Genomic DNA, 13,150 nt, shown 5'->3' on the forward strand with positions numbered 1-13,150 from the left:
AAAAGGGATTTCCTGCGAGGCGCCACGCAAAAAGAAAAGGCCGAACGCGTCGGCCTTTGCAAAAGAGAGGAGAATTACAGCAGACGACGGGCCGCTTCCACGACGATTTTCACCGCGTGGCTTTCAGTTTGTTTCATCGTTTCCGCATTCGGAATCTCTTGTTGGGTACGGTTGACGATAACGCCCGCCACCATACCTGCGCGTAACCCCTGGCTTGCGCACATGGTTAACAGCGTAGCGGATTCCATTTCGTAGTTCATCACGCCCATCGCCTGCCACTCTTCCATAGAGCCTTTGAAGCGACGAACAACGCGGCCAGAATAGGTGTCGTAACGTTCCTGACCCGGATAGAAAGTGTCGGAAGAGGCGGTTACGCCAACGTGAGTCGTGGCGCCAATCGATTTCGCGGCTTCAACCAGCGCGGTGGTGCAAGCAAAGTCGGCAACCGCCGGGAATTCCATCGGCGCAAAATGCAGGCTCGCCCCATCCAGACGTACGGATGCGGTCGTTACCAGAACGTCGCCGACGTTGATGTGCGGCTGAATAGCCCCCGTGGTGCCGATACGCAAGAAGGTACGAATACCCAGTTGCGCCAGTTCTTCCACGGCAATAGAGGTAGACGGGCCGCCGATACCGGTAGAGCAAACGATAACTGCTTTGCCATCCAGCTCAGCGCGCCAGGAGGTGAATTCGCGGTGAGATGCCAGCTTAACCGGCTTATCCATCAGCGCGGCGATCTTTTCCACACGCTCAGGATCGCCAGGGACGATGGCGAGCTGGGCCCCTTGTAAATCGTTTTTGGTGAGGCCGAGATGAAAAACATCAGACTTGGACATATAAAACTCCTCTGTGAATCGGGTTTGTCAGAAGAAGCAAAGAGACACTTTACCTAAGGCATAAAGATATTTTCGTGACAGCAATCACTATGATGTAAAACAATTGCACTCGTTTACCATTAAAAAGTGATGCGTATCACAATAAATAATCAATATCGCCAGGCATTGCACAAAAGATAGCCGCTTTAAGGCAATGTGGTTTGTTACACACTGTCTATAGTTAAGATTGCGCTATTTTTTAAGGGTACGGAGAATACCATGACAACGACACATCCATCCGGCTTTGCACCTGCAGCTTCCCCACTTGCCCCTACGATGATTCATACGCCTGATGGGGCCATTAGCGCGGGGATAACGTCGATTCCCTCTCAGGGCGACGATATGCCAGCCTATTACGCCAGACCAAAGGCAAGCGACGGCGCGCTGCCTGTGGTCATTGTGGTACAGGAAATTTTTGGCGTACATGAACACATTCGCGATATTTGCCGACGACTGGCGCTGGAAGGCTATCTCGCTATCGCGCCGGAGCTCTATTTCCGCGAAGGCGACCCCAATGATTTCGCCGATATACCCACATTATTGAGCGGGCTGGTGGCTAAAGTACCCGATTCGCAAGTCCTTGCCGACCTGGATCACGTCGCCAGTTGGGCTTCGCGCAACGGCGGGGATGCGCATCGGCTGATGATCACCGGTTTTTGTTGGGGAGGCCGAATTACCTGGCTATACGCCGCGCACAACCCACAGTTAAAAGCGGCGGTAGCGTGGTACGGCAAGCTGGTGGGCGACACGTCACTCAATTCGCCGAAGCATCCCATTGATATCGCCACCGATCTTAACGCGCCGGTACTGGGTTTATACGGCGGACAGGATACCAGTATTCCACAGGAGAGCGTGGAAACCATGCGTCAGGCGCTACGCGCCGCTAATGCGAAGGCGGAAATCGTGGTCTATCCCGATGCAGGGCACGCGTTTAATGCCGATTATCGTCCGGGCTACCACGAAGCCTCAGCGAAAGACGGCTGGCAAAGAATGCTGGAATGGTTCGCTCAGTACGGCGGGAAAAAAGGCTAACCACAGCGCATTACGATGTTTGTTGGGCCTACGAGACCGGAGTCGGTATAGGCTCAACAAAGCGTCATCGCCACGTTAGCTATGCTTTACCACAGCATTTTTTATATTTTTTGCCGCTGCCGCAGGGACAGAGATGGTTACGACTGACGGCTCCTGTGTCTTTACGCGAGTCCTGCGCCAGCCAGCGCATGATCGATGCCATCGGATAGCCTTGCGCCAGCAGCTCCCGCCAGACATTCATATACGGCGTAACGTGCTGGAAAAAATGCTTATAGCCCGCACACAAGTAATTATGCGCAGGATGACCGGACGGCGAGACGGCAAAGCGATGCTTCGGACAGCCGCCATGACACGCAAAGCGGTAGTCACAGCGACGACAATCGGCGGTCAGGGTCTCCCGCTTGGCCTCGCCAAAGGCAATAGCCCGCTCGCTATTATTTAAGGTTTTGATGCTGTGCTGGTGGATATTCCCCAGCAGATGCTCCGGGTAGACAAAGTGGTCGCAGTTGTAGAGATCGCCGTTCGACTCCAACGCGAAGGCATGTCCACAAGTCTCGGAATGTACACACAGTACCGGCTGCTGCGCCGTCCAGGCGGCTAACGCCACGTCAAACATCTGCACATAGACGCGGTCTACGTCGCGACGAACCCAGATATCAAAGATCTGGTTGAGAAATTCGCCATATTGCCACGACGGTACCGTCCATGGCGCCAGCGTCGCCGCGCTTTCGCCGGGCATCACCAGATTAAGTACCGATGAGTTATCGGTGCTCATTCGCTCTACCAGCGGGATAAACTGAATAAAACGCGATCCCGCCGCCAGAAGAAATTCGTAGACGTCTGCTGCATGACCGACGTTATGTTTTCCCACGACGGTTAAGGTATTAAAGTCGACATGGTGCGCTTTAAGCCGCGCCATTGCTGCGACGACCTGTTCATGAGTTCCTTTTCCAGCGCGATTAAGCCGATAGTGGTTGTGTAACGACGCCGGGCCGTCGATAGAGAGACCGATGAGAAAATGCTGTTCAGCGAAAAAGCGCGCCCACTCGTCATTCACCAGGATGCCGTTCGTCTGCAACGCATGAGTGATTTTTCGCCCATCGCCGTACTTTTCACATAATGCGACAACCCGGCGGAAAAACGGTAGCCCCATCATGGTCGGTTCGCCGCCCTGCCAGGCAAAGTCAATGCGGTCGCCACTCTGCGCGGCAATATGCTGGCGTATAAACTGTTCCAGCGTCTCGTCCGACATTCGCCAGTTTTTATTGCGTTCCGGGTACAGCGCCTCTTTTTCAAGATAGAAGCAATATGTGCAATCAATATTGCAGATCGCGCCGCCGGGTTTGGCCATTACGTGACAACCTGCTACCGCCATGTCAGACATCTCCGTTAAAAAATAAGGTTCACCAGCGCCATGAGACAATGCGACGTTTATCGTCGCCAGGGAACATAACAGAATGGAAAACCTCGTTTTGTGCTATGAGAGCGCTGGGCGATCATGACAGGAAAAACGATCTGCGAGGCAATAAAATCCGCCGCGCTGCTTCCAGGGACGCTATCAGCCTGGTTGTCATTCATACGGAGAACCTTTTTATTATCAAGATCGCCAAATAGCCAGATCCTGAAAAAGACAGCGCGGAAAATAAGAAAAAGGGAAATGAGAAGAAAGAGGCGCTGTTAATCAGGGTCAGACACGGGCGCTACCCGTCAAAGGGTAGCGCCGCATTGCTGCCGGATAAACGCAGCGGTCAGGATGGGTTATTTCGCCTGACGCAGATTGTGCGCCGCTTTGACCATGTTCGCTAACGCCGCGCGGGTTTCCGGCCAACCGCGAGTTTTCAGACCGCAGTCCGGATTCACCCACAGGCGTTGTGCCGGAATACGTTGTGCCGCCTTCTTCAGCAGGGCTTCAATCCACTCGACGCTCGGCACGTTCGGCGAGTGAATATCGTACACGCCCGGCCCGATTTCGTTCGGGTAGTCGAACGCTTCGAACGACTCCAGCAACTCCATATCCGAGCGGGAGGTCTCAATGGTGATCACATCCGCGTCCAGCGCGGCGATCGAATCCATAATGTCGTTGAACTCGCAGTAACACATGTGGGTGTGGATCTGAGTTTCATCCTTCGCCACCGCCGCGTTGATGCGGAAGGCTTCCACACCCCATTCCAGATAGGCGTCCCAGTCGCTGCGACGCAATGGTAAACCTTCACGCAGCGCCGGTTCGTCGATCTGAATAATCCCAATCCCCGCCGCCTCCAGATCCGCGACTTCATCACGCAGCGCCAGCGCAATCTGTTTCGCAATCGTTTCGCGGGTCACGTCTTCGCGGGGGAATGACCAGCAAAGAATAGTCACCGGGCCGGTCAACATCCCTTTTACCGGCTTGTCGGTCAGCGACTGGGCATATTTCGCCCACTCCACGGTAATCGGTGCCGGACGGCTGATATCGCCAATCACTACCGGCGGTTTCACACAGCGGGAGCCATAGCTTTGCACCCAACCATTCTGGGTAAAGACGAAGCCGTCCAGATGCTCGCCGAAGTATTCCACCATGTCGTTTCGCTCGGCTTCGCCGTGTACCAGCACATCCAGCCCTAAACGCTCCTGCTCGATGATAGCCTGTTTGATATGTTCGGCGATGCCGGTGCGGTAGTTATTCGCGTCGAGGTTGCCCTTTTTGAAGTCCAGACGCAGGCCGCGAATTTCCGTGGTTTGCGGAAACGAACCGATAGTCGTCGTCGGCCAGGCGGGAAGTTTAAAGCGGGCGCGTTGCGCTTCAGCGCGCACCTCATACGGATTCTCACGCTGGCTGTCCTGCGCGGTGATCGCCGCCAGGCGTTTTTCTACCGCGGCATTATGTACGCGACGGGAGTGACGACGAGCCTGAATCGGTGCGCTCCATTCCTCAAGCGCCGCCGTTTCGCCGCTGTTCAGCGCATCGCGCAGCAACGCCAGTTCACCGCATTTTTGCAGCGCAAAGGCAAACCAGCTTTTAACTTCCGTATCCAGACGCGTTTCGACGCTGAGATCGATCGGGCTGTGCAGCAAAGAGCAGGAGGATGCTACCCACAGCGCGCGTTTGCCCACAAGGGCGTTAATCTGCGCGTATTTTTCGGTCAAATCGGCGCGCCAGACATTACGCCCGTTAATCAAGCCTGCGGAGAGCAGCCAGTCGACCGGCAGACGTTGATGCAGTTCCGCTACATCATCTTTGCCATGAATGAGGTCAACATGTAACCCCTGTACCGGTAGCGCGATAATAGTGTCCAGGTTTGGCGTCACGCCTTCAAAATAGGTCGTCAGCAACAGCTTCACCTGGCCGGCAAGCGCGTCGTAAGCCGGTTTGAAGGCATCCAGCCACGCCTGCGGCAGTTCCAGCACCAGCGCTGGCTCATCAATTTGGACCCACTCAATACCACGTTTTGCCAGTTCAGCCAGTACGTGCTGATACACCGGCAAAATGTCTTTCAGCAACGTCAGGCGGTCAAACGGCTCGCCTTTCACTTTACCCAGCCACAGATACGTGACAGGCCCCAGCAGTACGGGTTTGATCTTATGCCCCAGCGCCAGCGCTTCGTCCACCTCCTCCAGCAACTGTGTCCAGGTGAGTCTGAACTGCTGGCCTTTGCTGAACTCCGGTACTATGTAGTGATAGTTAGTATTAAACCATTTGGTCATTTCCGCTGCCGCCGCCGGTTCGCCGGTTGGCGCGCGACCGCGGCCAATGCGGAACAGAGTGTCGATGTCCACGGAACCGTCGTTGTTATGATGACGAGCCGGCACATTGCCTAACAGCAGGCTGGTGGTCAGAACATGGTCGTACCAGGCAAAGTCGCCTACCGGTAACAGGTCAATACCCGCTTGTTTCTGCTGCTCCCAGTGACGCGCGCGCAGTTCGCGCCCCACCGTCAGTAACGCTTCACGCGTTGTGTTCCCCGCCCAGTAGCTCTCTTGCGCTTTTTTCAACTCGCGACGCAGGCCAACGCGAGGAAAACCGAGGGTATGAGTCAATATTGTCATTTTACTTCCTCTAATTATATGTAAATCCTAAGTATTTTAAATTCAGGGAAGGCGGCAAGTTTGCTCATCCTCGGGAGCTTACATCAGTAAGTGACCGGGGTGAGGAAACGCAGCCAACGCACCATCAATTTAAAAGACGACGGATTTTGGACGTCTGGATGTTTACACATCCATAATGTAAAGGTACTGTATATTCCTCAAGCGCAATTTGTTCATGGCGAAGTGAAGGACTTTCATGATCGAAATTAAACATCTGAAAACACTCCAGGCATTGCGGAATAGTGGATCGTTGGCTGCTGCTGCTGCGGTGCTGCACCAGACCCAATCCGCTCTGTCTCATCAGTTCAGCGATCTGGAACAACGCCTTGGCTTCCGCCTGTTCGTGCGTAAAAGCCAGCCGCTGCGCTTTACGCCGCAGGGGGAAGTTCTGCTGCAACTGGCAAACCAGGTGCTGCCGCAAATCAGCCGTGCGCTGCAGGCGTGCAACGAACCGCAGCAAACTCGTCTGCGCATCGCTATTGAATGTCATAGCTGTATTCAGTGGCTGACCCCGGCGCTGGAAAACTTCCGTGCAAGCTGGCCGCAGGTAGAAATGGATTTCACATCCGGCGTCACTTTTGATCCGCAACCGGCCTTGCAACAAGGCGAGCTGGATTTGGTGATGACGTCGGATATTTTGCCGCGCAGCGGGCTGCATTATTCGCCGATGTTTGATTTTGAAGTCCGACTGGTGCTGGCGCCCGACCATCCGCTGGCCAGCAAAACGCAGATTACGCCGGAAGATTTAGCCAGCGAAACGCTGTTGATTTACCCGGTGCAGCGCAGCCGACTGGATGTCTGGCGACATTTCCTGCAACCGGCGGGTATCAGTCCGCTGCTGAAAAGCGTGGATAATACGCTACTGCTGATTCAGATGGTGGCGGCCAGAATGGGCATTGCTGCCCTGCCGCACTGGGTGGTGGAAAGCGTTGAGCGCCAGGGTCTGGTGGTGACCAAAACCCTGGGCGATGGTCTGTGGAGCCGCCTGTATGCCGCCGTGCGCGACGGCGACCAGCGTCAGGCGGTGACCGAGGCGTTTATTCGCTCGACGCGGGATCACGCCTGCGATCATCTGCCGTTTGTGCGGAGCGCGGAGCGACCCATTTTCGATGCACCCACAGCGAAGCCAGGATCACAGCCGCGCCTGTAATAAAGCTTGGCCAGTGGGGCTGCTGATGCCAGATGGCAAGATTAACCAGCAGTCCTGCGGGAACATGCATATTATTCATGATACCCAGCGTCCCGGCGTCTACCTGGGTAGCGCCATAGTTCCACATAAAGTAGCCAATGCCGGACGCCACCACGCCGAGAAACACCAGAATGCTCCATTGCAGCGTGGTTTCCGGCAGCTTTTGCGCGTTCCCCAACAGCGACCACGCCACCGCCGCCACCAAAAACGCCCCCAGATAGAACCACGCAAAGGCGTTGTGCTGCGGCATGGGACGGGTCTCCATCAGACGTTTATACCCCACCATTCCGATAGCGAAACTGATATTAGAAAGCTGCACCAGGAGCAAACCGACCCAAAAATGGTCGGTCACGCGATCGTAGCGAATAATCCCGGCGCCAATCACCGCCAGCAACGCGCTAAATGCATAGCCCCAGCGCAAACGACGCTGACTCATCACATCGTAAATCAGCGTGATATAGAGCGGCGTCAGAACGGTAAACAGCAGCAGTTCGGATACGGTCAGGTAGAGGTAAGCATGGAAGCTCAACATATACATGATGCCAAGCTGCATCGCCCCCACCAGCATATACAGGCTGATGGTTTTTAGGTTGTGCCCGCGAGAACGCAAAAACGGCAGAAAAACGAGCGCCGCCAGCCCAACGCGTATCAGCACCGCGAAATAGCTATCGACATGCCCGGCAAGATACTCGCCAAATAGACTAAAGGAGAAAGCCCACAGGATAGTGGTAATGATGAGTAGCGCCACAATGGATGTCTCTTAAAACAGGAAACACCCATTGTAGCGGAGAGTGAAGTTGACAACTGGTCAACTAACAAACAATCACATCAGCGTAAGAAAAGATCGCGCAGGTAATGCGGCACGGCGTTATCCGCGTTGATGCCGATCACCTCAAGTTCGGGATACAGGTCTTTCAGACGCTGGTGCGCATTGCCCATGATGCAGCCTTTGCCCGCCATCGTGAGCATTTCAGCGTCGTTCATTCCGTCGCCAAAGGCGATACACTCTTTCAGACTGTACCCCATCGCCTGAGCGACCGCTTCCAGCGCATGACCTTTCGACACTCCGCCCGCCATCACTTCCAGACAGGTTAGCGTAGAGAAGCTCACGTTTACCCGATCGCCCCAGCGCGCGTTAATCGCCTGCTCCAGCGGCAACAACTTTTCATGAGTGTCGCTGGTGAAAAACACTTTGCTGACGCCCTCCGGCTCCAGCAGCGCAGGTTCAAACAACGAGTAGTTAAATACCGCCTCTTTGAAAAAACGCATTTCATCGGGGCGATGACGATTCATAAACCATTCGTCGTCGCGATAAACGTTAGTCACGATGTCCGGGTTCGCATTCACCACCCCGAACAGGTCGCTGGCAATGTCGCTGTCCAGATTATGCGTAAAAACCAAATTCCCGTCGGTATCGTGCACTCGCGCGCCGTTGGAGGTGATCATGTAAGACTTGATTTCAAGATTATCGCGGATTTGCCCTACATCGACATGATGACGACCAGTGGCAAAGACAAAATGGATGCCGCGTGCGGTCAACAGCTTCAGAGTCTCTTTGGCATAAGGGGACAACGTATGGTCGGGGGAGAGCAGCGTGCCATCTAAATCAGACGCAACAACCTGATACATAATAAAATTTAACCTCTAAGCAAAGCGATTTCCGCTGGATAAATTAGGCTTGTTGAAAAATTCAACAATGGCGTTAAGCGCGACTGAGCGCATGGCGTCCTTTTCAAAAAGGATCTCATGGTACGCGCCTTTGATAACCAGCGGTTTTCCCCCTTCACAAGGGTATCCCGCCGCGGCGCGAATTTCACAAAAACGATCGTGGGTGCGATTATCCACTACCCGCTCTTCTTCCGCCTGAATCAGTAGCGTAGGCGTCGTGTCATCGCTCGCCCCAGCCAGAACCTGCTCACCCGCCAGAATGCCTTCGCGTACCCAATGCCAGGTGGGGCCGCCAACGCGCAGCTGCGGCTCGTCGGCATAAAATCGTAAGTTGCGCTGATAACGCTGGCGGCTGTGGGTCAGCGCATTCATCCCAAACGGCAACGCCCGCCACTGACCAGTACCAATAGCGTAATCTTCACGGATACGCTGGTGCCCTTCGGCCCAGTCGAGAATATGGCGCACCATAAAGGAAGGCAAGCGTATCACAATACCAAACATCGGCGCGGTGAGCGCAATAGCGTCGCACCGCACACGATGGCGTTGCAGGAACAGAGTGGCTATCGCGCCCCCCATTGAGTGCGCCAGGATATAACGCTTACGCCACGGCCCCGGCTCAATTTCCTGCTGCCAGAACGCCGCTAAGTCCTCAACATAATCGTTAAAATGATCAACGTGGCCCCGATGCGGGTCCGATAACATCCGCCCGGAGCGCCCTTGACCACGGTGGTCGATGATGAAGATATCAAAACCGAGATGAAAAAGGTCATACGCCAGTTCAGCGTATTTTACATAACTCTCAATGCGGCCAGGACAAATGACGATCGTCCGATCGTTGGAATCATTTCGAAAACGGACAAAGCGCACCGGAATGTTACCCACGCCGATAAACTCTGCCTCTTCCCGCTGACGCCAGAAATCGGTCAGCGGCCCCATAGCAAAAGCGGCAAACGCATTTTCTCTTGTTTCCCAGTCATTTTGCTGCTGAAACATCGGGTTTTCGGCCTCGTTTACCAGGTAAAATCGTTTTTTGCGTCGTGCCTGACACAACACAGCGGCAGTAGCGTATTGTGGCACAAAAACAGACAACCAGGGAGTTTCGCATGACCTTTGAATGGTGGTTCGCCTATCTACTGACCTCAACTCTGCTGAGTCTTTCTCCGGGTTCAGGCGCCATCAATACCATGACGACGTCTATCAACCATGGATATCGTGGCGCAGCGGCTTCTATCGCTGGACTCCAGACCGGACTGGGGATACATATCGTACTGGTGGGCGTCGGACTGGGTACGCTCTTTTCGCGCTCGCTCCTCGCTTTTGAAATTCTGAAATGGGCTGGCGCGGCTTATCTTATCTGGCTGGGTATCCAGCAATGGCGCGCCGCAGGCGCTATCGATCTGCATACTCTCGCCCAGACGCAATCGCGGGGTCGGCTGTTCAAACGGGCGATATTTGTCAATCTAACCAATCCCAAAAGTATTGTCTTTCTTGCCGCCCTGTTTCCGCAATTCATCATGCCGCAGCAACCGCAACTGGCGCAGTACCTCATTCTCGGCGTCACTACGATTGTGGTGGATATGATTGTGATGACCGGTTACGCCACGCTGGCGCAGCGCATTGCCGCCTGGATTAAAGGACCAAAGCAGATGAAGGCGCTGAATAAAGCGTTTGGTTCGTTGTTTATGCTGGTAGGCGCGCTCCTGGCGTCGGCAAGACACGCGTGATAGTCGTGCCGGATGATGTTTATCCGGCCCGGAGGTAAATTAGCGCGAAATAATCAGGTGAATACCAAAGCCCGCAAACAGAGCGCCGGCAAAACCATCAATCCATTTCGCCAGACGCTGATAGCCGCGGCGCATTTTCGGCAGCGCGAACAGGCTGGCGACTACGGTAAACCAGGCCAGCGTTTCCAGGGTGATTAACGCGAAAATACCCCAGCGCGCCGCAGCGCCGACGTTATCGCCGACAAACAGTGAAAAAACGGAACCAAAATAGATAATCGCTTTAGGATTCGACAGATTGGTCAACAGCCCTTTGAGAAAACTGCGCCCGCTCTGCGCCAGTTCAATGTGCGGAGAAGACGCCGCCGCATCCTGTTTTTTCAGCGCGCCGCGCAGCATCTGATAGCCCATCCAGCACAGGTACAGGCCGCCGCCTACCATAATGATCGTATGCAGCCAGGCCATTTTTTCGATGATGAGATGCAGGCCAAGCAGCGCCACGCCCGCCCATACCATCACGCCGCAGGTAATGCCCAGTACGCCCATCATCGCTTCTTTACGCGAACGGCTGACAGCAGTTTGAGACACGAAGAAAAAGTCGGGGCCGGGGCTCATTAGCGCAACGATGTGCACCATTGCCACGGTGAAAAATAGCATCAACATAAAAATGGCTCGCGGGGAAATAGTTCAGTGAGTCACCATCCTGGCACTTTTTTGCCGGGCTGACTACTCTTCGTCATCACCATCGACATGCGCGCGGATGAGCGCCATAAATTCTTTCCCGAAGCGCTCCAGTTTGCGCATCCCAACCCCGTTAACGCTTAACATCTCGCTGGCGGAAACCGGCATCTGTTCCGCCATTTCTATCAACGTGGCGTCGTTAAAGACCACATACGGCGGGATATTCTCTTCATCAGCGATAGCTTTACGCAGCTTGCGCAACTTAGCGAACAATTTGCGATCGTAATTACCGCCGAACGATTTCTGCATCACGCGGGGTTTGAGGGCGACGATGCGCGGCACCGCAAGCTTTAGCGGAACGTCTCCACGGAGTACCGGACGCGCGGCATCCGTCAACTGTAATGCGGAGTGCTGCGCAATATTTTGCATTACCAGCCCCAGATGAATGAGCTGGCGAATCACGCTCACCCAGTGCTCATGGCTCTTTTCGCGTCCCATGCCATAAACCTTGAGTTTGTCATGACCGAAATCGCGGATGCGTTGGTTATTCGCGCCGCGGATCACCTCGACAACGTAGCCCATGCCAAAACGCTGGTTAACCCGACCAATGGTAGAAAGCGCAATCTGGGCATCGTTTAAGCCATCATATTGTTTGGGCGGATCGAGACAGATATCGCAGTTGCCGCACGGTTCTTGTCGGCCTTCGCCAAAGTAATTAAGTAATACCAGGCGGCGGCAGGTTTGCGCTTCGGCAAAAGCGCCCATCGCATTCAGTTTATGCCGTTCAATATCCTGAAGCTGTCCGGCTGGTTTCTCTTCCAGACAACGACGTAGCCAGGCCATGTCAGCCGGATCGTAAAATAGCATGGCTTCCGCAGGCAGTCCGTCGCGCCCGGCGCGGCCCGTTTCCTGATAGTAGGATTCAATATTGCGCGGGATATCGAAATGCACGACGAAACGTACGTTAGGTTTGTTTATGCCCATTCCAAAAGCGACGGTCGCCACCACGATTTGCAGATCGTCGCGCTGAAATTTTTCCTGCACATCGGCGCGAATAGCGTTTTCCAGCCCCGCATGATAGGCCGCCGCGCTAATGCCGCGACTTTGCAAGCGCGCGGCGGTATCTTCCACTTTCGCCCGACTGTTGCAGTAGATAATACCCGATTTGCCGCGTTGCTCCTGAACATAGCGCATTAGCTGGTCGAGCGGCTTAAACTTCTCCATCAGCATGTAGCGGATATTCGGTCGGTCAAAGCTACTGATCTGGATTAACGGATCGTTAAGCCCAAGCAGACGAATAATATCCAGGCGCGTGGTGTCGTCGGCGGTGGCGGTCAATGCCATAAACGGCAAAGCGGGAAAACGCTGGCGAAGCTGACCGAGAGCCGCATATTCCGGACGGAAATCATGTCCCCATTGCGAGATACAGTGCGCTTCATCCACCGCCAGCAATACCGGATTCCAGTGCGCCAGATGATCAAGAAAGTTGTCCAGCATCAGGCGTTCCGGCGCAATATACAGCAGACGAATCTGTCCGGTACGGCACCCCGCCATCACCTCAAGCTGCTGCTCGCGGCTTTGAGTGGAGTTCAGACAGGCCGCCGCCACCCCGTTCGCCAGTAGCTGATCGACCTGGTCTTTCATCAACGAGATCAAGGGCGAAACGACGACGGTCAATCCATCCAGCAACAACGCGGGGATTTGATAGCACAGAGATTTGCCGCCGCCGGTGGGCATGACGACCAGACAGTCGCGACCGGAGAGCGCAGTATCAATAATCGCTTCCTGGCCCGGGCGAAACTGTTGGTAGCCAAAGGTTTCCTGCAAAACCTGTTTGGCCCCTGATTCCAGATTCAACACTTCCGCCTGCGCCACATTAACCCCGTTCACCATAAATCAAAACAGGCGCTATTTTCAGCGCC

11 protein-coding genes are annotated in these 13,150 nt (G+C 54.6%); 3 read left to right on the forward strand and 8 right to left on the reverse strand.

Going from position 1 to position 13,150, the window contains the following annotated elements; all coding sequences use genetic code 11:
* Window positions 1–74 precede the first annotated feature (74 nt).
* Window positions 75–836 carry a uridine phosphorylase gene (udp, locus tag NA330_RS21415; protein ID WP_000045169.1) on the reverse strand — a complete coding sequence of 254 codons (762 nt, stop codon included), beginning with the start codon at window positions 834–836 and terminating at the stop codon, window positions 75–77.
* Between the two features lie 258 nt (window positions 837–1,094).
* On the opposite strand from udp, the gene NA330_RS21420 reads away from it, so the two are divergent.
* Window positions 1,095–1,907: a dienelactone hydrolase family protein gene (locus tag NA330_RS21420; protein WP_023241744.1), complete on the forward strand. Its 813-nt coding sequence runs from the start codon at window positions 1,095–1,097 to the stop codon at window positions 1,905–1,907.
* Between the two features lie 79 nt (window positions 1,908–1,986).
* Here the strand turns inward: NA330_RS21420 and NA330_RS21425 are convergent, their stop codons facing one another.
* Both NA330_RS21425 and metE read right to left on the reverse strand, forming a co-directional pair.
* Entirely contained in the window at window positions 1,987–3,330 is a 1,344-nt protein-coding gene (locus NA330_RS21425) for an anaerobic sulfatase maturase (protein WP_023241743.1), read from the reverse strand.
* Between the two features lie 335 nt (window positions 3,331–3,665).
* Complete coding sequence (gene metE / locus NA330_RS21430) at window positions 3,666–5,930, reverse strand: 5-methyltetrahydropteroyltriglutamate--homocysteine S-methyltransferase (RefSeq protein WP_023241742.1); 2,265 nt, start codon at window positions 5,928–5,930, stop codon at window positions 3,666–3,668.
* Window positions 5,931–6,165: 235 nt separating this feature from the next.
* Here metE and metR point away from each other — a divergent pair, with 235 nt between their 5' ends.
* Complete coding sequence (metR, locus tag NA330_RS21435) at window positions 6,166–7,119, forward strand: HTH-type transcriptional regulator MetR (protein WP_000569786.1); 954 nt, start codon at window positions 6,166–6,168, stop codon at window positions 7,117–7,119.
* Here the strand turns inward: metR and NA330_RS21440 are convergent.
* The 3 genes from NA330_RS21440 to pldB form a co-directional block, all read right to left on the reverse strand.
* On the reverse strand, window positions 7,007–7,906 hold the full coding sequence (locus NA330_RS21440) for a carboxylate/amino acid/amine transporter (RefSeq protein WP_001196254.1): 900 nt from the start codon (window positions 7,904–7,906) through the stop codon (window positions 7,007–7,009). The genes metR and NA330_RS21440 overlap by 113 nt on opposite strands.
* An 80-nt stretch (window positions 7,907–7,986) precedes the next feature.
* Window positions 7,987–8,787: a sugar/pyridoxal phosphate phosphatase YigL gene (gene yigL / locus NA330_RS21445; RefSeq protein WP_000285338.1), complete on the reverse strand. Its 801-nt coding sequence runs from the start codon at window positions 8,785–8,787 to the stop codon at window positions 7,987–7,989.
* 15 nt (window positions 8,788–8,802) lie between these two features.
* Window positions 8,803–9,819 carry a lysophospholipase L2 gene (gene pldB, locus NA330_RS21450; RefSeq protein WP_000487685.1) on the reverse strand — a complete coding sequence of 339 codons (1,017 nt, stop codon included), beginning with the start codon at window positions 9,817–9,819 and terminating at the stop codon, window positions 8,803–8,805.
* Between the two features lie 110 nt (window positions 9,820–9,929).
* Between pldB and rhtB the strand changes: the two genes are divergently transcribed.
* The gene (gene rhtB / locus NA330_RS21455) at window positions 9,930–10,550 is read left to right on the forward strand and encodes a homoserine/homoserine lactone efflux protein (RefSeq protein WP_000142523.1); all 621 of its coding nucleotides are present in this window, start codon (window positions 9,930–9,932) and stop codon (window positions 10,548–10,550) included.
* Window positions 10,551–10,589: 39 nt separating this feature from the next.
* On the opposite strand, the gene rhtC is transcribed toward rhtB, so the two are convergent.
* Together rhtC and recQ are read right to left on the reverse strand one after the other, a co-directional pair.
* Window positions 10,590–11,210: a threonine export protein RhtC gene (gene rhtC, locus NA330_RS21460; RefSeq protein WP_000928814.1), complete on the reverse strand. Its 621-nt coding sequence runs from the start codon at window positions 11,208–11,210 to the stop codon at window positions 10,590–10,592.
* 63 nt (window positions 11,211–11,273) lie between these two features.
* The gene (gene recQ / locus NA330_RS21465; RefSeq protein WP_001664819.1) at window positions 11,274–13,103 is read right to left on the reverse strand and encodes an ATP-dependent DNA helicase RecQ; all 1,830 of its coding nucleotides are present in this window, start codon (window positions 13,101–13,103) and stop codon (window positions 11,274–11,276) included.
* Window positions 13,104–13,150: the final 47 nt, after the last annotated feature.

This window comes from Salmonella sp. NW722, from assembly GCF_051702785.1.
GTDB lineage: Bacteria > Pseudomonadota > Gammaproteobacteria > Enterobacterales > Enterobacteriaceae > Salmonella > Salmonella enterica.